Raw genomic sequence first — 24,906 nt, 5'->3', positions numbered from 1 at the left:
GATGAATGTAGACTTATTTGATTTTAATTTACCAGAAGCGCTTATTGCACAAACGCCATTGTTAGAGCGTACGTCATCTCGCCTTCTAATGCTAAGCAAAGACAGCGGTCAAGTGGAGCATGGTGTCTTTACGGATTTGGCAGACAAATTACAAGCTGGTGATGTGCTTGTACTTAATGATACAAGAGTATTACCAGCAAGATTACTTGGTAAAAAGCTAGACACGGGTGCTAAAGTTGAATTGTTATTATTGAAACAGCTTGAAGGTGATAAATGGGAAGTACTCGCTAAGCCTGCCAAACGTATTAAGGTAGGCACCGTACTTTGCTTTGGTGAGAATGAGCAGGGCGAACCGATCTTAACAGCTACAGTTGAAGAAGAAGCTGATATGGGTGGACGAACGGTAAAGTTCAACTATAATGGGATTTTCAACGAATTGCTTGATCAATTAGGTGAAATGCCTTTGCCACCTTATATTAAAGAAAAGTTAGACGAGAAGGAACGTTATCAGACTGTCTATTCTAAGCATGATGGATCGGCGGCAGCTCCTACAGCAGGTCTACACTTTACGAAGGAGTTTCTAGAACAGATTCAAGCTAAAGGTGTACAATTAGCTTACATCACGTTACATGTAGGGCTTGGAACCTTTAGACCGATGTCTAGTGATACGATTGAAGAACATGAGATGCATGCGGAATATTATGAATTAAGTGAAGAAACTGCACAAATTGTGCAACGTGCAAGAGATGAAAACCGTAGAATAGTAGCGGTAGGTACAACTTCAGCACGAACGCTAGAGACGATAGGGCAACGTTTCAAAGAGGACAAGCTAGAAGCATGTAATGGATGGACGTCTATATTTATTTTTCCGGGCTATCAATTTCAGCTCGTGAGCGCATTATTAACGAATTTCCATCTGCCGAAATCTACTTTAGTTATGCTAGTTAGTGCGCTAGCAAGTCGTGAGCATATTATGCATGCTTATAATGAAGCGGTGCAGGAGCAATATCGATTCTTCAGCTTCGGAGATGCCATGTTTATATATTAAAATGAATGATAAATGAGAGAATAGGACGCGTGAACAACTTGGCGATTAGATATGAATTTATTAAGCAGTGCAAACAATCAGGAGCAAGATTAGGTCGGATACATACGCCACACGGTATTATCGAAACACCTACCTTTATGCCTGTAGGTACACAAGCAACGGTTAAGACGATGAGTCCAGAAGAATTGAAAACGATGGATGCGCAAATTATATTGAGCAACACATACCATCTGTTTTTGCGACCAGGGCATGACATTGTGAAAAAAGCAGGCGGACTTCATAAGTTTATGAATTGGGATCGTCCAATTCTGACTGATAGTGGTGGATTCCAAGTGTTCAGTCTAAGTGAACGTCGCAAAATTTCGGAGGAAGGTGTAGAGTTTCGTTCACATCTGAGTGGTGAAAAACTATTCCTTAGTCCCGAGAAAGCGATGGAAATTCAAAATGCACTAGGACCGGATATTATGATGGCATTTGATGAATGCCCACCGTATCCAGCAACTTATGATTATGTGAAGCTATCGACGGAACGTACATCAAGATGGGCAGAACGCTGTCTAGCTGCTCATGAACGCAAGCATGATCAAGCTTTGTTCGGCATTGTTCAAGGTGGTATGTTCGAAGATTTGCGTGTACAGAGCGCCAAAGATTTGACTTCCATGGATTTCCCGGGTTATGCTATAGGTGGACTAAGTGTAGGTGAATCCAAGGAAATCATGTATGAGGTACTTGACTATACTGTGCCGCATTTACCGTTTGACAAGCCTCGTTATCTTATGGGGGTTGGCTCACCTGATGCTCTAATTGAAGGTTCGATTCGCGGAATTGATATGTTTGACTGTGTATTACCGACTCGTATTGCCCGCAATGGTACATTAATGACTAGTCAAGGTCGTCTTGTTGTACGTAATGCAAAGTATGCTGAAGATTTTGGACCGTTAGATCCGAATTGTGATTGCTACACATGTAAAAACTACTCAAGAGCATATATTAGACATTTGTTGAAGGCAGACGAAACATTCGGTATTCGTTTGACAACGAATCATAACCTTCATTTCCTAATTAATTTGATGAAGAATGTAAGAGAAGCAATAATGAATGATTCTCTACTTGATTTTAGAGATCAATTCTTTGAGCAATATGGTCTTAATAATGCCAATACTAGAGGATTTTGAAAGGGGTGAAAACTATGTCAATCTTTTTAGCAGCTGCAGCTACAGGAGGAAGTAATATTTGGACGATTATTGGTCCATTTATTCTAATGTTTGTGGTATTCTATTTCTTATTAATTCGTCCACAACAGAAGAAACAAAAAGCCCGTAATTTGATGCTTAATCAAGTGAAAAAAGGCGATAAAGTCGTAACGATTGGTGGCCTTCATGGAACGATCGCTGAAATCACTGACGATTCTGTTGTACTACGCGTCAATGATACTACAAAGCTTACATTTGATCGCAGTGCAGTTAGCACTGTATCGCAATCTGCACCTTCTACAGACTAGATACATAATAAAAAGGATGAGCGTATCGTTATGATGCGCTCATCCTTTTTTTCATTTTCGTAAATTTACGCCAACCATACCTCCGAAAGCGCCAGTGCCAATGACAGTAAGTAATAGTAGAAGACTATGCAGACTTAAGGCAATATCGGAAGCTAAGAAACTAACAATGATAATAATAATTCCATATAGAATACCTAATGTACTTCCATAGTACCAGCCTCTTGATTGCGCACGCTTACCTGAACTCAATCCTCCAATTAATGCCGCAACGCCGTGAATGACATAAGCCATTGTTGCTAGGCTGCTTTCTTTCATTTCAGTAAAGTGTAAGAAGAGTGAAACGATAAGAGCTCCTGCAGCTAGCCATAATAATGCGTATGTTATGCCTGCTAGCAGTGGCATTGCAAATAATTTTCTTGTTCCAGTACTCATCACATACCTCCTTAAAATGTAGCTCATTTAACCATATGGGAAAATGGGCAATTTTAGTACAAGTTCTATCTCAATATATTTGTTAAATGTGATTCCCATTATCTATACGAATCATAGGTGCATGATCTAATCGCTAAGCGATCACAATAGTACATACATAAAGCGTTGAGTGACTGGAGGAGCTACAGATGATGGAATGGTATTCGTTAGCATTACGTACGTTCTGTATGTATGTGATCATATTTCTTGTATTACGTATTATGGGAAAACGTGAAATAGGTAAACTTTCCGTATTGGATCTTGTTATTTCAGTCATGATTGCTGAGATTGCGGTCATTGAGATTGAACAAGTTGACGATAATTTGATGCATGGTATTGTACCGATTGTGATCCTTCTTATTATTCAAATCATATCTGCATTTCTTTCCATGAAAAGTCGTAAAGTTAGGTTGCTATTAGATGGCAAGCCTACCGTTGTTGTCGCCAATGGTGAAATATATCGTGATGAACTGAAAAAGCAACGCTATAATCTAGATGATCTTATGTTGCAGCTGCGGGAAAATGGTGTAACATCAATATCAGAAATTGACTTTGCGATTCTCGAAACAAGTGGAAAGCTATCTGTTATTCCGAAAAGTAATGATGATGTAATAGTCGGTGGTTCTCTTAGTTCAGAAAATTTTGATGAAAATGAAAAATCAACTAATGAATCGAATAATGTAGAGCCTAATCAATCTTCTCAGAGAATAATTCCTCCAGGTTTTCGTTATGAAATGTTACCTATCCCATTAATTATGGATGGAAAGGTACAGGATGAAAATTTGGATAAAATTAATAAAACGCGTTTTTGGCTTAAAAATATTATTCAAGAAAAAGGCGCTCATCATTTTAAAGAAGTATTGCTCTGCACGATTGATCATAAAGAGCGCATTTATATCGATGCTGGAAATAACAAAAAATAAACTAATGATCTGGGGTGAACCATTTTCCAATGTATGGAATTCTGACGAGATCATCTTTATCAATAATTTTCGTTACAAACATTAGAAAGATATAGACAATCATCGCAACGATACAAGCGGTAGGTAAACTAATACCTAGCGGTTGATTTGCGAGTAAAGACATCACATATTGGGCAAATGCACCTGTAATGATGATTGCACCACCTACCTTAATAAAATCCATCGCGTGCATTGTAAAGCCGACATAGCGCTTCACGCTGTAGCTATGTAATAAAGTGACTAGCACTGTATTGATGGCAATGGCGATTAAAACCCCTTGAATGCCAAGCTGAGGATTTGATCCCAAAATAATGATAAGTGCAATTTTGATCGTTGCTCCAATAAAAGTATTCATTAACGCAACGCCAGGTTTATCTAAAGCTTGCAGGGTAGCTTGTAATGGAGCTTGTAAATAAATAAAAATGCCTATAGGTGCAATGAGCTGTAGCATCGGTGCATATTCACCATGTGCGTACAAAAGCTCACAAATTGGTGCCGCGAACAAAAACATAATGATTGTGAACGGTGCGCCCGCGACTAATGAAATACGCATCGATTGATGAAGCCTTTTTTGGATTAAATGGTATTGTTTTTGCGCAGCAGCCTCTGAGAGTGATGGAACAAGTGATACAGCCAGTGAATAAGTTAACGCTGTAGGTAGCAATATTAAAGGCATAATCATCCCTTGTAGCGCACCATATTGTGCAGTTGCGACACCCGTAATAATACCAGCAGCGACGAGGCTTCGAGCTGTAAAAATAGATTCTAATAAATAACTCAATGAACCGACTAATTTACTGCCTGTCACTGGAATAGAAAGTGCTAACAGCTTAGCAAGAATAGATCGGGATTTCATCGCTTGAGCAATAACTGGAGCAGTCTGTTCGTTTTCTAGCAATATTGGTAAATGTTCAACGATAGCTGTTTGCTTTTTCTTATCTCGTACATGGCTAAGCAACATGACAGCAAGTCCACCAATTTCTCCGATCACTACTCCTAACATAGCTCCTGCTGCACCCCAAGCTAATCCATATGGAAGTAATAGATAAGCTAATACTAATGAAAATACTATCCGAAGTAGCGTTTCAATCGTTTGCGATAGCGCACTTGGAATCATATTTTGTTTTCCTTGGAAATAACCGCGATATACAGCGGATATTCCTACAATAAGCAGCATTGGTGACATCATGAGAAAGGATTGATACACCCTTGGATCAGGAATAACATACTTAATAAAGATTGGTGCAAACAGCAGCATAATACTTGTTAGAAATAAGGCGATCGATACACTTAAAATCATTGCCGTTCTGAAAATTTGCTTTACTCTTCTTTCATCACCTATCGATTGTGCTTCGGCAATCCATTTGGCGATTGCAAGTGGAATACCGCCTGTTATAAATGTTAACAACACAATGAGGAAAGGGTAGCTTAGTTGATAGATTCCAACGCCCTCAGCTCCGATAATACGTGGTAATGTAATGCGAGGAATAAAACCAAGAATACGATTTAATACACCTGCAATAAGCAGTATCATAGCTCCCTTAATAAAGCTCTGCTTCGTCATTTGCTACACCTCACTTAATTGACCCTACTTTACAGACTATGCTTGACCTATACCGTTACATGTCTGAAAATAATAGATACAAGCAGGAAAAAGTGAATGGGCAGCGAATTGTACTAAGAACTACTAGTAGATGTGGGGATCTTAGGTGCAACTTTTGCTTCCGAAGTACTTTTCATTTTCGAGAAGTAATATTAGCAGCTAATGAAAAGTTGGTCATATGCTTTCGAAGTGACTTTTTGTCAACTTTAGAAGTTAATCAAGAAGCGACAAAAAGTTTGGGGGTGCAGCAATTGTCTAATATAGAGTGGAATGATTCGATGGAGGAGCTTTGCACAAGCAAAGCGGAGGAACTACATCTTCTTGGATATGAACATGTTAAGGCAAAGGAAGTATGGGCATGTGTTAGTTCTCGCTATGTGAAAAGTGGACAACCCCAGCTTCATCAGCTTGTAAATGATATTTTATCTTTAAGAGCAACTCAATTTATGAACTATTTAATGTTAAGTGCATACAAAGGGGACTCTTTCGAATAGGAGGAGTTTCTTTTTTTTTTTTTTTGACGCCGTATTTCGACATCTGTATAATAGGAATATTGAGATCTAAGGGGGATTATTGACGTATGGTTATGAAAAGATTGCTTGCCTTTGTCGTAGTGGTTGTTGTGCTATTTGGCATGATCGCTTGGACAAGCCCCGCTATACTGAAAGATGTAAAGCTAGGACTTGATCTTAAAGGCGGCTTTGAAGTGCTTTATGAGGCTACACCATTTGAAGAAGGTGGCACCGTAACACCAGAAGCTTTGAAACAAACTGCGAAAAGTTTAGAGAAACGGATCAATGCTTCGGGTGTAACAGAACCAGAGGTGTTACCAGAAGGAACCAACCGTATTCGTGTTCGCATTGCTGGTGTAACGAATGAAGAAGAGATTAGAGAACTATTGGCTAAGCCAATTAATCTTACTTTCCGTGCTCCAGATGGTACGATTATGTTAGATGGTACAGATTTCAAAGAAAACAGTGCGGGTGTAGTTTCCGATGATTTGAATCGTCCTGTCGTGACAATCGAATTGAAGGACGCTCAGAAGTTTACTGATGTAACGACTGCGCTAGTAGGTTCCTACTTAGCTATTTATCTAGATGATGTAGAAATTTCAACTCCTGCTGTTAATTTCCCAATTACTGGTGGGTCAGCACAAATTTCACTTGGTAATGCAGAGCGTTCTGAAGCTGAAGAATTACGTGACCTTATTAATATGGGATCGTTGCCGTTGAAGCTTACTGAGAAATACACGCAAAGCGTTGGTGCCAAATTAGGACTAGATTCCTTAAAGAGTACTGTAACTGCTGGTGTGATCGGTTCGTTAATTGTATTAGTGTTTATGGTTATTATTTTCCGTGTACCAGGTTTTGTTGCCGGAATTTCCATTATTACGTACGCATGGCTACTGCTATTAGTTCACAATTGGATGGGGGCAACATTGACGCTTCCAGGTATAGCCGCGTTTGTACTTGGTGTCGGAATGGCGGTCGATGCTAATATTATTACTGCTGAACGTATTAAAGAGGAAATTCGTTCAGGTAAAAGTATGTATTCAAGCTTGAAAGCAGGCTCTAAGAGCTCATTCCGTACGATTATGGATGCGAACATTACATCTATTATTGCGAGCATTGCATTATATGTAATCGGAGATGGGGCAATTAAAGGCTTCGCCTTAACGATGATATTCAGTATTATTGTTAGTATGCTTACAAATATTTACTTTTCAAGATTCCTTCTTACGTTATTAGTAAGCAGTAATGCATTTATGAAACCGAAATATTATGGTGTGAAGGAGGAAGATATCCGTGCACTTTGATTATAAAATTCGATATGACTTTGTGAAAAATCGTAAGAAATTTTTAACAGGTTCGATCTTGCTAGTTATAATTGGAATCGTATCGCTGCTAATTTTCCAGATGAACTTAGGTATTGACTTTAAGTCCGGAACAACGATGGACGCAGTAGCCGATCATGGCGTAACACAAGCTGAAGTCATTGATGTACTAACGGGACTGGACTATGATGAAATACCGACAGTAGGTGGAACGAATAATGAACGTATTTCTGTTCGTTTTGGTGAGGAACTTGCGGCAGATGCAGTTAAAGAGATTCAAACAGCATTAATGAGTAAGTTTGGCGATCAAATGGACTTTGAAGTGAACGTTGTTTCTGCTGAATTAGCGCGAGAGCTTGCTGTGAAAACCATTTGGGCAATTCTTGCTGCTTCTGTATTAATTATGTTGTATGTAATGGTTCGTTTTGAATGGAGATTTGCCTTAGCCGCTAATCTTACAATTTTGTATGACTGTTTTGTCGTAATTACAATGTTTTCGATCTTCCGTTTAGAAGTTGATCTTCCATTCATTGCAGCCGTTCTGACTGTTCTTGGATATTCTATTAACGATAAAATCGTAATATTTGATCGTATTCGTGAGAATTTACGCTTTCAACCTCATAAAAATGCAGAACAGCTACAAGAAATTGTTAATGCGAGTATTTGGCAAACGATGGCTCGTAACTTGTATACTGTGTTAACTGTGTTTATTGTTACGTTCTTAATCTTCCTATTCGGCAGTGAGTCGATTCGTCTATTCTCACTAGCTATTCTAATTGGACTTGTAAGTGGTGCATACTCAACAGTTTGCTTGGCGAGCCCACTTTGGTTTGATTTGAAGAAGAGGGAAAAGACTAAGAAACCGAAAGTTGCGGGGCCTTCACCGAAGAAGGAACCAGTAATTTAGTTGAAGAGGAAGTTCAAAAAGCGGACTTTGATAACGATGAGTATGCTAACGTAGCATACTCGACATCGCATCTGAAACGAACTTGGAAAGTACGGTTCGCGTGTACCAACCACGTACACTTGCGCTTCCGTCTTTCTCAAGTAACGTTTCACCTGCTCGATTCTGAAAGTCCGCATTTTGAACCTTGATTGGAAGCGGAAGTTCAAACAGCGAGCTCTCAGAATCAGCTCTAATAGTATCCTCCAATTGTTAGTAAAGACTAGCAATTGGAGGATTGTTTTTTGTGAAGAATTTTTGAATAGTTATGGTATAATGAGATGTTGAAAGACGTAGAAACGATGTGAATGCTTACGAAGTACATTTCATGAGAAAGCCATGAAATGTTGCTAATGCTTACGAAGTACTTTTCATGAGAAAGCCATGAAAAGTTTTAGGAGGATCAGATGTCAGCAGATGTTGAAAAACAAAAGAGCTTATTGAGTAAGCTAAAGAAGCTTTTCTCTAAGTCTCATCTTACAGATGAATGCACTAACGACTCCGATAGCTCAGAGCGTATTTTACAAGTAGTACAACGCATTAATGGCGTGGTCGCGATTGAGAATTGTGATGCGAAGGAACAAGGACATTATGTTGTTGCGACATTAACGATTAATGTTAATCCGAAGATTACAGTGCAGGAAGGGCATGATATTGCCAAACGTGTACGCTGGCTCTTGATGCATCGTTTTACTCATCTTACTGATGTCATCGTTCATGTGAAGCCGTTTGCACCTGATTATCCGTACAAATCAAACCACTCCACTGCTTACGATGAAGTGCCGACAATATTGCAGTAGCTATATATGTAATTCAAAAACGTAGACTTTGATAACGATGATTATTCTGCCGTAGCTTATTCGACATCGCATCTGAAGCGAACTTGGAAAGTACGGTTCGCGTGTACGTAATGATGTACACTTGCGCTTCCGCCTTTCTCAAGTAACGCTTCACCTGCTCGATTCTGAAATCCCACTTTTTGAACCTTGATTGGAAGAAGTAGTTCAAAAACGTGGACTTTGATAACATTGAAAGGAGTTGGTGAGATGATTCAACGTAAAAATCGTTGGCAGTTAGCTACTTGGTCTCAAGAGGATGAAAAACTTGCGACACAATTAAGTAAGCAACTAACTATTCCCACTCTTGTAACTAAATTATTAATTCAGCGTGGGTATAATAACGCTGACTCTATAGAGGCATTTTTATATGGGACACCTGCCCAAATGCATGATCCATACTTGCTAGCAGGGATGAATGAAGCTGTCCAGCGGATATTGTTGGCGAAAGAACAAAGTGAAAAAGTTTGGATTTATGGAGATTACGACGCGGATGGTGTATCAAGTACATCATTGCTCTATTTTACATTTGCTGAACTAGAAATGCAGTTTGACTATTATATCCCACACCGAATGTTAGAAGGTTATGGGTTGAATAAAGGGGCAATTGATAAAGCTCATCAAGCAGGTGTCACACTTATGGTAACTGTGGATACTGGTATTAGTGCATATGAAGAGGTAGAATACGCTAAACTACTAGGTATCGACGTTGTTATTACAGACCATCATGAACCGCCAGAACAATTGCCTCAAGCAGCTGCAGTTGTGAATCCGAAGCAGTTGCATTGCTCTTATCCATTCAAAGGATTAGCAGGTGTTGGTGTAGCATTTAAGCTGGCAACGGCGTTATTAAAGGGTGCACCAATGCAATGGTCTGGTATCGTGGCACTTGGCACCATTGCCGACCTTATGCCGCTACAAGACGAGAATCGTATTATTGTAAGTTATGGACTAGCGGAACTGCGAAAAGGCGAGCAGATTGGTTTTAGTGCTCTAGCTGAAGTTTGTGGTATTAATATCAGTGAATTGAGCGCTGCGAATATTGGCTTTGGAATTGCTCCAAAAATTAATGCAGCGGGCAGACTGAAACATGCGAAGCAAGCTGTGGAATTGATTACTTCATCTAGTCAGCAGGAAGCGATTCAACTTGCGACCGAGCTAGATTATTTGAATAAGGAACGTCAACTGATTGTTGAAACGATGGTTCAAGAAGCGGAAGCACAGTGGCAGAGCAAGCTTCAAGTAGCGGGGCAATCAGGGCAATCAGCGCCTAATGTTATTGTACTCGCGCAAGAGGGATGGAATGTTGGCGTTATAGGCATCGTTGCTTCGAAAATGTTAGAACGTTACTATAAGCCTGTTATTGTGTTTGGAATTGATGCTGAGAAAGGAACAGCAAAAGGTTCAGCTAGATCGATTGAAGGTTATGATCTCCATGCTGCATTAACAGAGTGCGATTCATTGTTAGAGCATTATGGTGGTCATCAGGCCGCTGCGGGAATGACGGTACGCATTGAGAATTTACCTCGATTGGAAGCAGAACTTGACTCTTTAGCAGTACAATGGTTAACGGAAGAGGACTGGATACCGAAGCTGAAAATTGATCTTTCCTGCGATGTACAAGATATTACACTCGATACGATTAAGCAATTATCTTTATTAGAGCCGTTTGGCATGAGTAATCCTTCGCCGCGTGTACTCGTAAAGCATACTAATCTTGCTGAACGTAGAGCGATTGGCAAAGAAGGTAAACATCTTAAGCTGTTGCTCAAAGATCAACAACTGACGCTCGATGTTATTGGATTTGGTATGGGGGATTATGCGAAGCAATTAATCGTTCTCGAGTCGATTGAAGTCGTAGGAGAGCTTTCTATCAATGAATGGAACTCGATCAGGAAGCCACAGCTTCAATTACAAGATATACATGTACCAAAAGAAGTGATAAAAGTATTCCCAACACGAGAACAATTTGGTATCATTTATCAGTATATTCGTAAGCAAGGGATCGTACCCAAACATAGTTTATACGAAAAACTTAGTAAGCTCAGTGGGTTACAAAGCGTTGAAATTGATTTGATCGTAGCAGTTTTTGAAGAGCTTGGGTTTATTATTAATCATGCTCATCAGATTGAAGCGTTAGCTTCTCCACAGAAAAAAGATTTAGCGAGCTCAGCTCGTTATAATAATGCTAAGTTGCAATTTGAAACGCAATGAATGCAAGTTCAGGCAGTCACAGAAAGGGTTGACGAATGGTGTCAAATTCAACGATTAACTTTAAGGATTATATTCGTGTCATTGAAGATTATCCAAAACCAGGAATTCGGTTCAAAGATATTACAACGTTATTGAAAGATGGAGCGGCTTATAAAGCTTCGATCGTTGAGCTTCGGAAATTAGTAGAGCATCTGCAAATCGATGTTATTGCTGGACCTGAAGCACGTGGTTTTGTTGTTGGCGCTCCACTTGCGCTTGAGCTTGGCGTAGGCTTTGTACCGATTCGTAAAAGTGGTAAATTACCTGGTGAAACGATTAGTGCCAGTTATTCACTAGAGTATGGTACTGACCAGCTAGCTATGCACAAGGATGCAATTGTGCCAGGACAACGTGTACTTATAGCTGATGATTTGTTAGCGACGGGCGGTACGATTGCAACGGTTATTGATCTGATTAGACAGTGCGGTGGCGAGGTAGTTGGAGCAGCGTTTTTGATCGAGCTTTCATATCTTGACGGAAGAAACAAAATGGAAGGCGTTGAGGTTCAAACCTTAATGACTTATTAATAAAAATAGTTAACATTTGGAGATAGGCCGACTACCCTTGCAGAGCGATTATGTTGATCTTGCATAAGGTAGCGGTCTGTTTTTGTAACGGTACATTGACGTAATAGGTATAAAACAGGCATAATAATTAGAAATAGAAAAAAAGTAGCTCGGACTTTAGATGGACTAGCTTGGGAAGGGATCTTATCATGGGCATAGAGCAATTAATTGAGAAAGCATCAATCAATATGAAAGAGCAAGATCTCAAGCTGATTAGGGAGGCCTATGATTTTGCAGATCAAGCCCATAAAGGGCAAGTACGTAAATCAGGTGAGGCCTATATACTGCATCCTTTAACGGTTGCAGATATCGTATTAGATATGGGTATGGACGTGCTGTCCATTGTGACGGCTCTGCTTCATGATGTCGTTGAAGATACAACGGTCGATCTTGAGACGGTTCGCGAGAAATTTGGCGAAACTTGCGCGATGCTTGTAGATGGTTTGACGAAATTAGAAAAAATAAGGTTCCAATCACGTGAAGAACAGCAAAATGAAAATTACCGAAAAATGTTTGTTGCGATGGCGCAAGACATTCGAGTTATTCTTATTAAATTAGCTGATCGTTTGCATAATATGCGTACGTTGAAATATCAATCAGAGGAATCACAGCGTAGAATTGCCTATGAAACACTTGAAATTTTCTGTCCAATTGCTCATCGTCTCGGTATTTCGGCGATTAAATGGGAAATGGAAGATATTGCACTACGTTATTTGAATTCCCAGCAATATTATCGTATTGCAAATTTGATGAAGAAAAAACGGGTTGAACGTGAAGCGTTTATTGAAGATGTCGTTGGTCGCATTCGTGAAAAGATAGCTGAAATGGGTATCGAAGGTGATATCTCAGGACGTCCGAAGCATTTGTATAGTATTTATCAAAAAATGACGACGCGCAATAAACAATTCAGCGAGATCTATGATTTATTTGCTATTCGAGTCATCGTTGAGAATATTAAAGATTGTTACGCTACGTTAGGTATTATTCATACGCTTTGGAAACCGATGCCAGGTCGTTTCAAAGACTATATTGCCATGCCTAAAGCAAATATGTACCAATCGCTACATACGACGGTTATTGGTCCGAATGGTGAACCGACGGAAGTGCAAATTCGTACTTGGGATATGCATCTTACTTCTGAGTATGGTATTGCTGCGCACTGGGCGTATAAGGAAGGTAATGTCGTTCCTGATGGTACGTTTGGCGATAAGATGACATGGTTCCGCGAAATTCTTGAATTGCAGAATGAAACACAAGATGCGGCAGAGTTTATGGAATCGCTGAAAATGGACTTCTTCTCTGATCTTGTATTTGTGTTTACGCCAAATGGTGAAGTTATCGAGCTGCCAGCGGGTTCTGTACCTTTAGATTTTGCATTCCGTATTCATACTGAGGTCGGTAATCGTACGATTGGCGCTAAAGTAAATGGTCGAATTGTACCGCTTGATCATAAATTGAAAACAGGCGATATCGTTGAAATATTGACGAGTAAACATTCCTATGGACCTAGCTCCGATTGGTTGAAAATTGCTCAATCTTCACATGCAAGAAGTAAAATTAAGCAATGGTTCAAGAAGGAAAAGCGTGAGGAAAATGTCGCAAAGGGTCGCGATTTAATTGAACGCGAGCTGAAACGTCTTGGTCTTGAGCCACATCTATGGATGACTGATGATAAGCTACAGGAAGCGGCGACCAAATTCTCATTTAATGATATTGAAGATATGATGGCTGGGATTGGATTTGGGGGCATAACTGCTGCACAAATCGTAACGAAGCTTACTGAAAAACTTCGTCGGGAACAAGAAGAAGCGAATCAGATAGAGCTGACGAAGGAAATTACTGAAATAAAAGGCAGCTCGGCTAGCAAGCGTGTGAGAAATAACAATAATGGTGTCAGAGTTAAAGGGGTAGATAATTTACTTGTTCGTTTTGCAAGATGCTGCAACCCTGTTCCAGGCGATCTCATTATCGGTTATATTACACGCGGTAGAGGTGTGTCTGTGCATCGCATGGATTGTTTGAATATTCCATTCGGTACAGATAATGAAGAAGCAGATCGTGTCATTGAAGTAGAGTGGGTAGCTTCGGCGAATGCCAACTATAGTGTCGATATTGAAATTACTGGTAGCGATCGTCGTGGATTATTGAATGAAGTGCTTCAAGCTGTATCCGAGGCGAAAACTAATATTAGTGCGGTATCTGGACGAACAGGGAAAGATAAGGTGGCGATTATCCATATGACGGTTCTGATTAGTCATACAGAGCATCTGACAAATGTCGTCGAGAAGATTAAAAAAATTCAAGATATTTATTCTGTGCAACGGATTATGCAATAAAGGTAAGTTCGATAAGAGGGCTTTCGCAAGCCAAGAAGATGGAGCGTTACTTGAGAAAGGCGGAAGCGCAAGTGAGAGTAGTTGTACAGCGTAGTAAAGCAGCCAATGTTACGATAGCTGGGGAGCAAGTTGGTGCGATTGATAAAGGGCTAGTTCTACTTGTTGGTATTACCCATGAGGATACAGAGCAAGAACTTAAGTGGATGGCGGACAAGCTAGCTGGACTGCGAATATTTGAAGATGAATCGGGTAAGATGAACTTAGATATTGCGGAGGCTGGCGGGAGCATATTGTCTGTCTCACAATTTACGCTATTTGGAGATTGTCGCAAAGGTCGGCGCCCTAGCTTTATGAAGGCGGCAAGGCCAGAGCATGCAGAGCCAATGTATCTTATGTTTAATGATTTGCTGCGTGCCAAAGGGCTTCGTGTTGAAACAGGTCAATTTGGCGCAGAGATGGATGTAAGTTTGGTTAATGATGGCCCAATTACAATTATTGTTGATACGGAAGAGAAGTAGACACTTCCCTTATAGAAGTGAGTTTGCCCTCCGCAAAAACGGATAGACAGGCAATTGAAACGCTTTCTTTTTTGTAATCAATTTGTAATATAATGATAATGTTCCTTTAACATCATTAACCTATAATAAATCTCGACCCCCTTTTTAATAATATATTATTATGGCCTGCGGATATGCCGCAGGTTTTTTTCTGTCTTTTTTCGGTTGATGTAGTTCTATATTGACTTTCGTCGGTAAGACAAGTAAAATGTGATATCAGTAACAACTAAATATTTTATTCCTAGACGGGAAGAAGTAACTCAACTCCACTATACCCAGAGATAGGTGTCCATTGGCTGAAAGCACCTTTATATGTATTGAGTGAATAACATCCCCGAGAACATAAGATGAACGGTACTTATTTACATAAGTACGACATTAGTTTTATGCGTGTTACGGACGATAATCGTATGGAGCGAATAGCTGCGACTTTGCAAGATCAACTTGTTAGTTGCTAGATATTCGAAATGTGGGTGGTACCACGGGAGATAATACTCTCGTCCCTTTTGGCTATTAGTCAGAAGGAGCGAGAGTTTTTTTGTGTTTCCTTAGAGGTAGTTCAAAAGGTACACTAGGCTCAATATGTGCAGCTGTAGTGTCAAAATTGACCTTACAGAGATGAGATGAAAAGTTTAAGGAGGTTAAACACTATGTCATTCAAGAAATCACCTGGTACGCAAGATATACTGCCAGGCAGTGTAGAAAAATGGCAGTTCGTCGAGCAGAAAGCTCGTGAAATTTGTAGTCGCTATAATTTCAGGGAAATACGTACACCGATCTTTGAATCTACCGAACTTTATCAGCGTGGTGTTGGTGAAACAACGGATATCGTTGAGAAAGAGATGTATACGTTCATCGATCGTGGAGAGCGCAGCTTAACACTTCGTCCAGAAGGTACAGCAGGCGTTGTACGCTCTTTTGTAGAGAACAAGTTATTCGGAGAGCCAGATCTGACTAAGCTGTACTATATGGGTCCTATGTTCCGCTATGAGCGTCCTCAAGCAGGTCGTTACCGTCAATTCCATCAGTTTGGGATTGAGGCCATCGGTGCAGTTGATCCTGCGCTAGATGCAGAAGTGATCGCATTAGGATATACCTTCTATACGGAGGTTGGACTTAGAGGTGTTGGTGTTGAGCTTAATTCGGTTGGAACTCCAGCTGTCCGTACTGCATTCCGCGAGAAGCTACTTACTTATTTGGAACCGAAACGTGAAATTCTTTGTAAGGATTGTCAGTCTCGTATTGATCGTAATCCACTACGTGTATTGGATTGTAAAGTAGATCAAAAACACTTTACAGATGCGCCATCGATTCTCGACAGTTTGGACGAAGAATGTCAAATTCACTTTGAAAAGGTGAAGCAGCATCTAACGGATATGGAAATTCCATTCCAAATTAATCACCGTCTTGTGCGTGGTCTCGATTACTATACACATACTGCGTTCGAGTTTAAAGCTGAAGGTATTGGGGCAATTGATACTGTTGGCGGTGGCGGTCGCTATAACGGACTAGTTGCTGATGTTGGTGGTCCTGATCAACCAGGTGTAGGTTTTGGTCTTGGATTAGAACGTACTGTTCTATTGCTTGAGCATCAAGAGACTGAAATTCCAAATCTCAATGAACTAGATGTATATCTCATCGCGCTTGGTGAAGAAGCTGATCGCGAAGTAACTAAGCTTGTGTATCAGTTACGCAAAGCGGGCGTACGTGCTGAACGTGACTATCAAGGTCGCAAGATGAAGGCTCAGATGAAGTCTGCAGATCGCTTACAGGCTCGTTACACGGCTATTCTCGGTGATGATGAACTTGCCAATGGTGAGATTACACTGAAAGAGATGGCGACAGGGGAACAACGTCAAGTAGCTTTTGCTGAGCTAGCACAAGTCATTCAAGGTTAGTAACGAAAATACTATATATTAATGAAATGAGGAAATGAAATGTCTATGCTAAAAACCGTAAACTGCGGTACTTTAACTAAAGCTGATGTAGGCACTGAAGTAACATTGAACGGCTGGGTACAACGTCGTCGTGACCTTGGTGGCGTATTGTTTATTGATTTACGTGATCGTACAGGTATCGTGCAAACGGTATTCAACCCAGATTTCTCTGGTCAAGCACTAGAAATCGCTGATCGTGCTCGTAATGAGTATGTTCTTGCTATGAAAGGTACGGTTGTTGAGCGTGATCCAGAAACAGTTAATGCCAATCTTGCAACTGGTGAGATTGAAGTTCGTGTTACTGAAATCGAAGTTATGAATACTGCGAAAACTCCTCCATTCCCAATCGAAGATGGTGTTGAGGTTGATGAGTCTATTCGTTTGAAATACCGTTATCTTGACCTTCGTCGTCCGGAAATGCAAAAAACATTGTTGCTTCGTTCGAAAGCAGCGAAAATTTTCCGTGACTTCTTAGACGGTAATGGTTTTATAGATGTTGAAACACCAATTCTTACGAAGAGTACTCCAGAAGGTGCACGTGACTATCTCGTTCCATCTCGTGTACATGAAGGTGAATTTTTCGCCCTACCACAATCTCCACAAATCTTTAAGCAATTGCTAATGGTTGGTGGTATCGAGCGTTACTACCAAATCGCTCGTTGTTTCCGTGATGAAGATTTACGTTCTGACCGTCAACCTGAGTTTACTCAAGTCGACATTGAGACTTCTTTCTTGTCTCAAGATCAATTGCTGGGCATGATGGAAGATCTTATGGCGAAATTGCTTCGTGAAACAGTTGGTGTTGAACTGCAACTTCCATTCCAACGTATTACGCATAAAGACGCGATGAATAAATACGGTTCAGATAAACCAGATCTTCGTTTCGGTCTTGAAATTGAAGATATTACAGATATCGTATCAACAAGTGACGTTAAAGTATTTGCTTCTATTGCTGCTGGTGGCGGTGTTGTTAAAGCACTTAACGCTAAAGGCTGTGCAAGCTGGAGCCGTAAAGAACTTGATGATCTACAACCGTTTGCTGCACGCTATGGCGGTAAAGGTCTTGCATGGATTCAAATTAAAGATGGCGACTGGAAAGGTCCAATCGTTAAGTTCTTGAAACCTGAAGAAATTGCTGCACTTACTGAACGTTTGAATGTAGAAGATGGCGATCTACTAACATTCTCAGCCGACAAGCCAAAAGTTGTTGCTGACGTACTTGGTAACCTTCGTCTGAAATTAGGTAAAGATTTGAAACTGATCGATGAAAAAGCATTCAAATTTGTATGGGTTGTTGACTTCCCATTACTTGGCTACGATGAAGACGCGAAACGTTATGTAGCAGAACATCACCCGTTCACTCGTCCTAATGAAGATGATGTACAGTATTTCGATACTGATCCAGGACAAATTCGTGCGCAAGCTTACGATATCGTCTTGAACGGCTATGAAGTTGGTGGCGGTTCTATGCGTATCTACAAACGTGATGTACAAGAAAAAATGTTTGCTGCACTTGGATTCTCTATGGAAGAAGCGCAAGAAAAATTCGGCTTCCTACTAGATGCATTTGAATATGGTACACCTCCACATGGCGGTATTGCATTCGGCTTCGACCGTCTTGTAATGTTACTAACTGGTCGTACTAATCTTCGTGAAACGATTGCATTCCCGAAAACAGCTAATGCAACAGATCTATTATGTGATGCGCCATCTGAAGTTGAATTGTCTCAACTTGAGCAGCTTCATATTCGCACAGTTGTGAAACCTAAGCCAGTTGCAGAAGCGGTAGCTAACGCTGACAAAACTGAATAATCAGTAGGGTGCGAAAGGGGATTAGCAACATGCTTCATCAATTTTCTCGTAACGAGCTTGCGATGGGTCCAGAAGGATTAGAAAAGCTTAAAGGCAGTACGGTTGCTGTGCTCGGTATCGGTGGTGTTGGTGGAATTGCCGCTGAAGCTTTAGCAAGAACAGGTATAGGCAGATTGATTCTTATTGACAAAGATGTTGTAGATATTACAAACATTAACCGTCAAATTCATGCGCTTACGACAACCGTTGGACAGCCGAAAGTTGATCTAATGCGTGATCGTATTAAATTAATTAATCCTGACTGTGATGCTATTTCGCTGCGGATGTTCTACACAGAAGAGACATATGAGCAATTATTTGCTTATGATCTTGATTATGTCGTCGATGCATCGGATACGATTATTTATAAAGTACATCTTATTAAAGAGTGCTTAACTCGTAATATCCCAATTATTTCAAGTATGGGTGTTGCTAATAAATGGGACCCTACTCGACTTAGAATTACTGATATTTCCAAAACGCACACCGACCCTGTTGCTCGCATCGTAAGAACGAAGCTACGCAAGGATGGAATCAAAAAAGGGGTTAAGGTGGTCTTCTCCGATGAGGATCCAATTAAGCCGCGTGAAGACGTTACACAGCGCATCGTACCTGACAATGCGCCAGAAATCCGCAAAGCACAACAGCCGCCTTCTAGTAATGCTTTCGTTCCTAACGTAGCAGGACTTGTAGCGGCGAGCGAAGTTGTGAAGGATTTATTAGCTGTAAGTTCGAAAGCCCACTTTTGAACTCTCATTGTAAGGTAAGTTCAAAAATGTAGTTAGTAAATAAGTCATCGCAGATGGCAAAATAGTTGAGAGGTTATCTTCAATCGTTGAAGGTAACCTCTTTCTATTCTTCAGAAGAGGGAATGAAAGGTAAAAGTACCATTCATTCGCGAAACAAAGCCCACTCATAGACGTATAATAATACACTCCTGTATGATGGAAAATATCATATTTAAAAGGATGGTCGCAATGAATTCTACAGAACGTTTTTCTGGACGATCCAATCAATATATGCAGTATCGTCCAAGCTATTCACAAGAGGTTATTCAGCATTTACTTCAGGAAATAGGGATTACAGGCAGTGATGTTGTAGCAGATATCGGAGCGGGGACGGGTATTTTTACGAAAAAATTGTTGGATCAACATCTCCATGTCGTTGCTGTCGAACCGAATGATGATATGCGCTTTGCGTTAATCGATTATTTACACACCTATTTAACAGTAAACAGCTTGAATGAACAACGATTGAGAACAGGCGATGGAAATGTAGAAAATACTCAGAGTGAGCAAAGTTTAAGTGTAAGCAGTGGAAGTGCAGAACGAACGGAACTTGCTAATAGTAGCGTTAATCAAATCGTTTGTGCGCAAGCCTTTCATTGGTTCGATGCTGAACTAGCGCGCACAGAATTTAAGCGAATATTAAAGCAAGGTGGGCAGGTTGTGCTGCTTTGGAATCAGAGAGATGTTGGAGCATCCGCATTTATGTACGACTACGATCAGTTATTTTTAAAGTATGGTAAGCAATACGATGAAGTGAAGCATAAGCATATAAGTCAAGCTTTCTTGAAGCCGTTCTATGGTGGTTATGAACCGCAGCTCACTAGCTATCAATATGCGCAGCAGCTCGATCGCGAAGGGTTATTTGGAAGAATTCAATCGTCATCTTTTTCACTACAGGAAACGGATGCTCGTTATGATGAATATATCGCTCACATTGAGCAGATATTTTCCAAGCACGAGCAAAATGGCGTTGTGAATATGTTATATCGGACTGATATATATTGGGGACAAATGTTATAATCAAAGGTAGAGATTATGAATTTGGAAGTGAGATAATGGACTTATTTACATTAGATGAGGAGCAACCAACTGCTCAGCATAAATTATTAGCAGATCGAATGCGACCTCAGCAGCTGGACGAATATATTGGACAAGAGCATATTGTCGGTGAAGGGAAATTATTACGTAGAGCAATCGAAGGCGATCAGATTAGCTCGATCTTACTCTATGGTCCGCCTGGCTGTGGCAAAACGACGCTTGCTCATATTATATCGCAATCAACCGAGGCACAATTTGTTCGTTTAAACGCAGTAGAAGCTTCGGTTAAAGAAGTTCGTGAAGTAATTGAGTCTGCGAAAACGAACAAAGTATTATATGGACGCAAAACGATACTCTTTCTCGATGAAGTACATCGTTTCAACACATCACGTCAAGATGCATTATTACCGGCTGTCGAACAGGGGATTATTATTTTTATCGGTGCGACGACGGAAAATCCATTTCATCATGTGAATGGTGCATTAATGTCTCGTTCGACGTTATTTCAGCTTGAGCCACTGTCAGCAAAGCATGCTAAAATTGCAATGGAGCGGGCTATTGTCAATGAACAGCGCGGGCTAGGCTTTATGAAGCTTGTCGTTGACGATGATGCATTAGAGCATTTGGCTCAGATGGCTGGAGGAGATATTCGCCGTGCGCTCAATGCGCTGGAGCTGGCTGCATTAACGACTAGTTCAGCGCAAGATGGTACCGTACATATTACCATTGAGGTAGCACAGGAATCGATTAGAAAGCGTACTGTACGAGCAGATACTTCTACACAATATGATGTACTATCGGCATTTCACAAAAGTATACGTGGCTCTAGTGACGCTGCACTTTATTGGTTTTTATATGCGGTGGAGAAGCTAGGCATGGACCCGATGACGTTTTTACGAAGACTAATTGTGGCCTGTAGTGAGGATATTGGACTCGCCAATCCACAAGCGATGGTGCAGGCGGTTAATGCGATGGATGCTTATCATAAAATTGGGTTTCCAGAGGCAAAGTATAATATCGCCCAAGCAATATTATTTGCGGTTGAAAGTCCGAAGTCTAATGCCATTGCTATTGCTTTAGGTAAAGCAACGTCATTGATTGAACAAGTAGGGATGACAGAGGTACCTTTGCATTTATGCGATACACATTATAAAGGTGCAGAAAAGCTTGGTCATAAAGGGTATCAGTATCCACATGATTACCCTAATCACTATGTGAAGCAGCAATATTTGCCCGATCAAATTGCCCATGCAACGATCTATGAAGCAACGGAACAAGGAATGGAAGATAAAATCCGTCAAAACCAAGAGCGTCGAAAGCGTAGTAAGTAGTGAACGGGATAATCCCAAAGGAATAGGATAGGTTCATCGAAATGATGCTATCTGAAGAGAAGAAAGAAGGGGCATCCTGCAGTCATTATATTCAATGATTGCGGGATGCCCCTTCGTATAAAAGCTATTTTACAACTATGCCGAACATATAGCCTAGATATGCGAGTAAGATGAATAGTAGACAGACGATGACCATCACCCATATTTTACGCTGCTTAAAGGCGATATAAGATACATAGAGCATGAGCAGCGCCGCAAGCCATAACATTACACTATTGAGATTGAACTGCCATAGTAGCTCCATATCAGGGCTGAATGAGCCTTGATATAATGACGTGAACAATCGAGATGGTGATTCTGTTCGTAATGTTTCAACGACATTATGCGGAGGTGCTTGTTGCCCCATCATCGCTGTAATAATAAGCACAACTAATGCTAATATGCTTTCAGCACGTAAAAAGCCTTTTGGTGATAGTGTGGGTTCTTTTTTCACTCTTCTTGGATATAGATAAGCATTACTGAAAGCTAGCCATAATAATGGCAAAATCGTAATATGCTTTATGAGCAAATATTGACCAAAATTGAGCATTAACCCATTATTATATTGGTTTGTAGTAAACGACATCAACGTTATACCAGCAATTAATGACATAAGTACACATACGATAGCAAGTGGTGAAAACCAGCGAAGAAACTTCGCCCATTGACTATAGTCAGTTGCGAACCAGCTCACGATGAACAAAATACCTAGCCATATAATAACTGATGTAAAATGACCAGTATGGACGATTAGCCCTCGGAGTGAGCTTAACGAAGATGCATGACTAGCGAATCCCAACCAGACAGAAAGTAATAACGTAAGTAGCAGCCCCACTTTAGGCATATGTCGATCTTTGGCGAAGGCAGGAATTCCAACCATGAGCGCCAATCCAACAGAGCCTAATAGTGTCCAGAGCCATGCCTCGCCTACCGGTAGATCGAGTAAAATGCTACGGATCATCGGGATATAGCCTAATTGAAATGCATCCGCATATTGAAGCACGATAAGGTGCAAAGGAATATACGACATGATGGGAATACTAATGACACATAACAGCAGTAACCACTTAGGAAATACAATGGTTGGCTTATAAGCAACAGGAATTAGCTGCAAAATAAAGTATCCCATTACTAGTGAAAAGCAGATATATAATAAACTCTCAGAAACATAAGCCATATTATTTGCGTTTTTTCGCTGCAAACGCAACAGCTGCACCGATAATTAAGCCGATCACAATATAAGGCCATATTTGATTTTTCTTTGCTTCAGGTTCAGTAGCTGGCTCAGCTTCAACGCTTGGACTCACTGTTGGCGCTACTGTTGGTTCTACCGTAGGTTCAATCGTTGCTTCAGGATCAGTAGCATCTTCAGTTGGGGTCGGTGTTGCTTCAGGAGCATTGATCGTGAACGAATAGCTTCCATCAATCGCATGACCATCGGCACCAATAATATTGTAATTCACAGTGTACACACCATTTTCTAGAGTTGAAGGTATATCACCAGTTAATTCATGATCAGATACACTAATATTGTCAACAACTTGTACTTCGTTGTTTTCGTTGAATAATTTGAATGTACTCATCGTTGCAATCGTTGTATTAAATGCAATCGTAATTTTCTCTGGAGTTGAATCTACTGTTGCTTCAGCAGCAGGAGATGATTCAGTAACCTTCGAGTGCGCAAATATTTGCGTTGGAACCAATAGTAATAATAAACATAGTAACCAGACAGTCTTCTTCAATGTAAATCCCCCTAAAACTTTTATGTACTTCTCGAGTAGTTACTTCGTAATAAAAAGTAGCATCGAAAAGCCAATGATTATTAGCACACACTAGCATTATAGCAAATGAAACAACATAAAGTTGCTTGTTAACCATCAAGAGTAAGAACAAGTTATGAACAATAGAAAATATAGTAACTATGAAAATATAAAGGGTAACGTTTTTGGTTGGAAGTAATAAAAACTTGCTATGCACGAATATATATACTTTATCAATCAAGAAGGCTAGCTTCTAGAAAATAATGAAGGGAGGTGTATGTCATCTGAATTTTTCCGGATGGCATAAACTTACTTGGAAGATCCAGCGTCAATAGGATGGACGGTTTTGCAGATGAGTATACTCTTCGTTGTTTATTGTGGTTGCGTATTCATTAATGAAACTTGGATTGCACCTTGGAAACTAAAGCGCAAAGATAATGGTAGTCGTGTGAATAAATTTAATATGGGAGGGTATCCAAAATACGACTTCGGTGAAAAAACAGCTAGAGAGGTGATGACTCCCCGACTTGATATGATTTGCTTAGAGTGTAACCAGTCATTATCCGTCAATATTGAAACCGCGATTAGTCATATGAGAACGAGATATCCTGTCGTTAATTATGATAAAGATGATATTATCGGATTTGTCCATATTAAGGACTTACTTGCAAAGTATGATCATAAAACAACGGAATACCAATGGCAGCAATGGATTAGGCCAATTATTACGGTATCCGATACGATAGCTATATCTACTTTATTAACGATGATGCAAAAGAAGAAGACGCAGATTGCATTGCTTATTGATGAATATGGTGGAACTTCAGGAATGGCGACACTTGAAGATATATTAGAAGAAATTGTAGGAGATATTCAGGATGAATTTGATGAAGATGAGCATGAGATTATTCGACTACAGCATGATCATTATATGTTAAGTGCAATGCTGCTTGTTGAAGAAGTGAACGGATATTTCAATATCGGACTTGAAGTAGACGATATGGATTCCATCGGTGGATATATGTATGCCAACATTCAATTTCCGCCACATATCGGTCAATCTGTAGTGTATGAACAAGAAGATGAAAAATATATTTTTACGATTGAACAAATGGATCAGCTGAGAATTACATCTATCGGAGTAAAGCGGTTACAAGCAACTACTAAATGCGACGAGAGATCATGTTAACTGTTCATTTGTTGAAAATAATTTAGATTAACGACGATGGGAACTGGGAGTAAATAACGAGAC

Annotated in this window: 22 protein-coding genes and 1 other annotated feature; of the genes, 18 read left to right on the top strand and 4 right to left on the bottom strand. The window is 40.2% G+C overall.

The window, feature by feature from the left end; genetic code table 11:
- Position 1 precedes the first annotated feature (1 nt).
- Genes queA through yajC form a run of 3 tightly spaced genes read left to right on the top strand, consistent with a single transcriptional unit; the run spans position 2 to position 2,549 of the window.
- Complete coding sequence (gene queA, locus AC1TO5_RS03950) at positions 2–1,048, top strand: tRNA preQ1(34) S-adenosylmethionine ribosyltransferase-isomerase QueA (RefSeq protein WP_482061470.1); 1,047 nt, start codon at positions 2–4, stop codon at positions 1,046–1,048.
- Positions 1,049–1,086: 38 nt separating this feature from the next.
- The gene (gene tgt, locus AC1TO5_RS03945; RefSeq protein ID WP_482061469.1) at positions 1,087–2,223 is read left to right on the top strand and encodes a tRNA guanosine(34) transglycosylase Tgt; all 1,137 of its coding nucleotides are present in this window, start codon (positions 1,087–1,089) and stop codon (positions 2,221–2,223) included.
- A 14-nt stretch (positions 2,224–2,237) separates the two neighbouring features.
- Positions 2,238–2,549 carry a preprotein translocase subunit YajC gene (yajC, locus tag AC1TO5_RS03940; RefSeq protein WP_482061468.1) on the top strand — a complete coding sequence of 104 codons (312 nt, stop codon included), beginning with the start codon at positions 2,238–2,240 and terminating at the stop codon, positions 2,547–2,549.
- A 51-nt stretch (positions 2,550–2,600) separates the two neighbouring features.
- Here yajC and AC1TO5_RS03935 read toward each other — a convergent pair whose 3' ends face one another.
- Complete coding sequence (locus AC1TO5_RS03935) at positions 2,601–2,981, bottom strand: TIGR04086 family membrane protein (protein ID WP_482061467.1); 381 nt, start codon at positions 2,979–2,981, stop codon at positions 2,601–2,603.
- A 191-nt stretch (positions 2,982–3,172) separates the two neighbouring features.
- On the opposite strand from AC1TO5_RS03935, the gene AC1TO5_RS03930 reads away from it, so the two are divergent.
- Entirely contained in the window at positions 3,173–3,943 is a 771-nt protein-coding gene (locus AC1TO5_RS03930; protein WP_482061817.1) for a DUF421 domain-containing protein, read from the top strand.
- Position 3,944: 1 nt separating this feature from the next.
- Here AC1TO5_RS03930 and spoVB read toward each other — a convergent pair whose 3' ends face one another.
- Positions 3,945–5,546: a stage V sporulation protein B gene (gene spoVB / locus AC1TO5_RS03925; RefSeq protein ID WP_482061466.1), complete on the bottom strand. Its 1,602-nt coding sequence runs from the start codon at positions 5,544–5,546 to the stop codon at positions 3,945–3,947.
- A 290-nt stretch (positions 5,547–5,836) separates the two neighbouring features.
- On the opposite strand from spoVB, the gene AC1TO5_RS03920 reads away from it, so the two are divergent.
- From AC1TO5_RS03920 to AC1TO5_RS03860, 13 genes are all read left to right on the top strand, one after another.
- Positions 5,837–6,079, top strand: a complete 243-nt coding sequence (locus AC1TO5_RS03920) for a post-transcriptional regulator (protein WP_482061465.1) — start codon at positions 5,837–5,839, stop codon at positions 6,077–6,079.
- Positions 6,080–6,165: 86 nt separating this feature from the next.
- Entirely contained in the window at positions 6,166–7,401 is a 1,236-nt protein-coding gene (secD, locus tag AC1TO5_RS03915; protein ID WP_482061464.1) for a protein translocase subunit SecD, read from the top strand.
- Positions 7,391–8,326 (top strand): protein translocase subunit SecF, encoded by a 936-nt coding sequence (gene secF, locus AC1TO5_RS03910; protein WP_482061463.1) that lies wholly within the window; start codon positions 7,391–7,393, stop codon positions 8,324–8,326. Before secD ends, secF begins: the two co-directional genes overlap by 11 nt.
- A gap of 443 nt (positions 8,327–8,769) precedes the next feature.
- Positions 8,770–9,162 (top strand): cation transporter dimerization domain-containing protein, encoded by a 393-nt coding sequence (locus AC1TO5_RS03905; RefSeq protein WP_482061462.1) that lies wholly within the window; start codon positions 8,770–8,772, stop codon positions 9,160–9,162.
- A gap of 246 nt (positions 9,163–9,408) precedes the next feature.
- Positions 9,409–11,412, top strand: a complete 2,004-nt coding sequence (recJ, locus tag AC1TO5_RS03900) for a single-stranded-DNA-specific exonuclease RecJ (RefSeq protein ID WP_482061461.1) — start codon at positions 9,409–9,411, stop codon at positions 11,410–11,412.
- A gap of 53 nt (positions 11,413–11,465) precedes the next feature.
- Complete coding sequence (locus AC1TO5_RS03895; protein WP_482061816.1) at positions 11,466–11,978, top strand: adenine phosphoribosyltransferase; 513 nt, start codon at positions 11,466–11,468, stop codon at positions 11,976–11,978.
- A 188-nt stretch (positions 11,979–12,166) separates the two neighbouring features.
- Positions 12,167–14,353: a RelA/SpoT family protein gene (locus tag AC1TO5_RS03890; protein ID WP_482061460.1), complete on the top strand. Its 2,187-nt coding sequence runs from the start codon at positions 12,167–12,169 to the stop codon at positions 14,351–14,353.
- A gap of 71 nt (positions 14,354–14,424) precedes the next feature.
- Positions 14,425–14,871, top strand: coding sequence for a D-aminoacyl-tRNA deacylase (dtd, locus tag AC1TO5_RS03885; protein WP_482061459.1), 447 nt, complete (start codon positions 14,425–14,427; stop codon positions 14,869–14,871).
- Positions 14,872–15,143: 272 nt separating this feature from the next.
- Positions 15,144–15,418, top strand: a binding site (T-box leader).
- 142 nt (positions 15,419–15,560) lie between these two features.
- Positions 15,561–16,808, top strand: coding sequence for a histidine--tRNA ligase (hisS, locus tag AC1TO5_RS03880; RefSeq protein WP_482061458.1), 1,248 nt, complete (start codon positions 15,561–15,563; stop codon positions 16,806–16,808).
- Positions 16,809–16,853: 45 nt separating this feature from the next.
- Positions 16,854–18,659 (top strand): aspartate--tRNA ligase, encoded by a 1,806-nt coding sequence (aspS, locus tag AC1TO5_RS03875; RefSeq protein WP_482061815.1) that lies wholly within the window; start codon positions 16,854–16,856, stop codon positions 18,657–18,659.
- A 29-nt stretch (positions 18,660–18,688) separates the two neighbouring features.
- A complete protein-coding gene (locus AC1TO5_RS03870; protein WP_482061457.1) occupies positions 18,689–19,447 on the top strand; it encodes a tRNA threonylcarbamoyladenosine dehydratase in 759 nt (252 codons plus the stop codon).
- A gap of 228 nt (positions 19,448–19,675) precedes the next feature.
- The gene (locus AC1TO5_RS03865; protein WP_482061456.1) at positions 19,676–20,506 is read left to right on the top strand and encodes a class I SAM-dependent methyltransferase; all 831 of its coding nucleotides are present in this window, start codon (positions 19,676–19,678) and stop codon (positions 20,504–20,506) included.
- 35 nt (positions 20,507–20,541) lie between these two features.
- The gene (locus tag AC1TO5_RS03860; protein ID WP_482061455.1) at positions 20,542–21,855 is read left to right on the top strand and encodes a replication-associated recombination protein A; all 1,314 of its coding nucleotides are present in this window, start codon (positions 20,542–20,544) and stop codon (positions 21,853–21,855) included.
- Between the two features lie 124 nt (positions 21,856–21,979).
- On the opposite strand, the gene AC1TO5_RS03855 is transcribed toward AC1TO5_RS03860, so the two are convergent.
- Positions 21,980–23,008, bottom strand: coding sequence for a copper resistance D family protein (locus AC1TO5_RS03855; RefSeq protein WP_482061454.1), 1,029 nt, complete (start codon positions 23,006–23,008; stop codon positions 21,980–21,982).
- 64 nt (positions 23,009–23,072) lie between these two features.
- On the bottom strand, positions 23,073–23,636 hold the full coding sequence (locus AC1TO5_RS03850) for a copper resistance CopC family protein (protein WP_482061453.1): 564 nt from the start codon (positions 23,634–23,636) through the stop codon (positions 23,073–23,075).
- Between the two features lie 370 nt (positions 23,637–24,006).
- Between AC1TO5_RS03850 and AC1TO5_RS03845 the strand changes: the two genes are divergently transcribed.
- Complete coding sequence (locus tag AC1TO5_RS03845; RefSeq protein WP_482061814.1) at positions 24,007–24,843, top strand: hemolysin family protein; 837 nt, start codon at positions 24,007–24,009, stop codon at positions 24,841–24,843.
- Positions 24,844–24,906 lie beyond the last annotated feature (63 nt).

The sequence above is a fragment of the Paenibacillus sp. Y930 genome (genome assembly GCF_056786375.1).
This window is presented reverse-complemented; position numbering and strand designations above follow the sequence as displayed.

What these genes read in the sequence shown, in the direction of transcription:
- AC1TO5_RS03860 (WP_482061455.1), top strand. Translation starts at nt 20,542, where the DNA reads ATGGACTTATTTACATTAGATGAGGAGCAACCAACTGCTCAGCATAAA.
- AC1TO5_RS03935 (WP_482061467.1), bottom strand. Translation starts at nt 2,981, where the DNA reads ATGAGTACTGGAACAAGAAAATTATTTGCAATGCCACTGCTAGCAGGC.
- AC1TO5_RS03930 (WP_482061817.1), top strand. Translation starts at nt 3,173, where the DNA reads ATGGAATGGTATTCGTTAGCATTACGTACGTTCTGTATGTATGTGATC.
- secD (WP_482061464.1), top strand. Translation starts at nt 6,166, where the DNA reads ATGGTTATGAAAAGATTGCTTGCCTTTGTCGTAGTGGTTGTTGTGCTA.
- recJ (WP_482061461.1), top strand. Translation starts at nt 9,409, where the DNA reads ATGATTCAACGTAAAAATCGTTGGCAGTTAGCTACTTGGTCTCAAGAG.
- aspS (WP_482061815.1), top strand. Translation starts at nt 16,854, where the DNA reads ATGCTAAAAACCGTAAACTGCGGTACTTTAACTAAAGCTGATGTAGGC.
- spoVB (WP_482061466.1), bottom strand. Translation starts at nt 5,546, where the DNA reads ATGACGAAGCAGAGCTTTATTAAGGGAGCTATGATACTGCTTATTGCA.
- queA (WP_482061470.1), top strand. Translation starts at nt 2, where the DNA reads ATGAATGTAGACTTATTTGATTTTAATTTACCAGAAGCGCTTATTGCA.
- AC1TO5_RS03890 (WP_482061460.1), top strand. Translation starts at nt 12,167, where the DNA reads ATGGGCATAGAGCAATTAATTGAGAAAGCATCAATCAATATGAAAGAG.
- yajC (WP_482061468.1), top strand. Translation starts at nt 2,238, where the DNA reads ATGTCAATCTTTTTAGCAGCTGCAGCTACAGGAGGAAGTAATATTTGG.
- AC1TO5_RS03845 (WP_482061814.1), top strand. Translation starts at nt 24,007, where the DNA reads ATGAGTATACTCTTCGTTGTTTATTGTGGTTGCGTATTCATTAATGAA.
- AC1TO5_RS03870 (WP_482061457.1), top strand. Translation starts at nt 18,689, where the DNA reads ATGCTTCATCAATTTTCTCGTAACGAGCTTGCGATGGGTCCAGAAGGA.
- AC1TO5_RS03905 (WP_482061462.1), top strand. Translation starts at nt 8,770, where the DNA reads ATGTCAGCAGATGTTGAAAAACAAAAGAGCTTATTGAGTAAGCTAAAG.
- hisS (WP_482061458.1), top strand. Translation starts at nt 15,561, where the DNA reads ATGTCATTCAAGAAATCACCTGGTACGCAAGATATACTGCCAGGCAGT.
- AC1TO5_RS03865 (WP_482061456.1), top strand. Translation starts at nt 19,676, where the DNA reads ATGAATTCTACAGAACGTTTTTCTGGACGATCCAATCAATATATGCAG.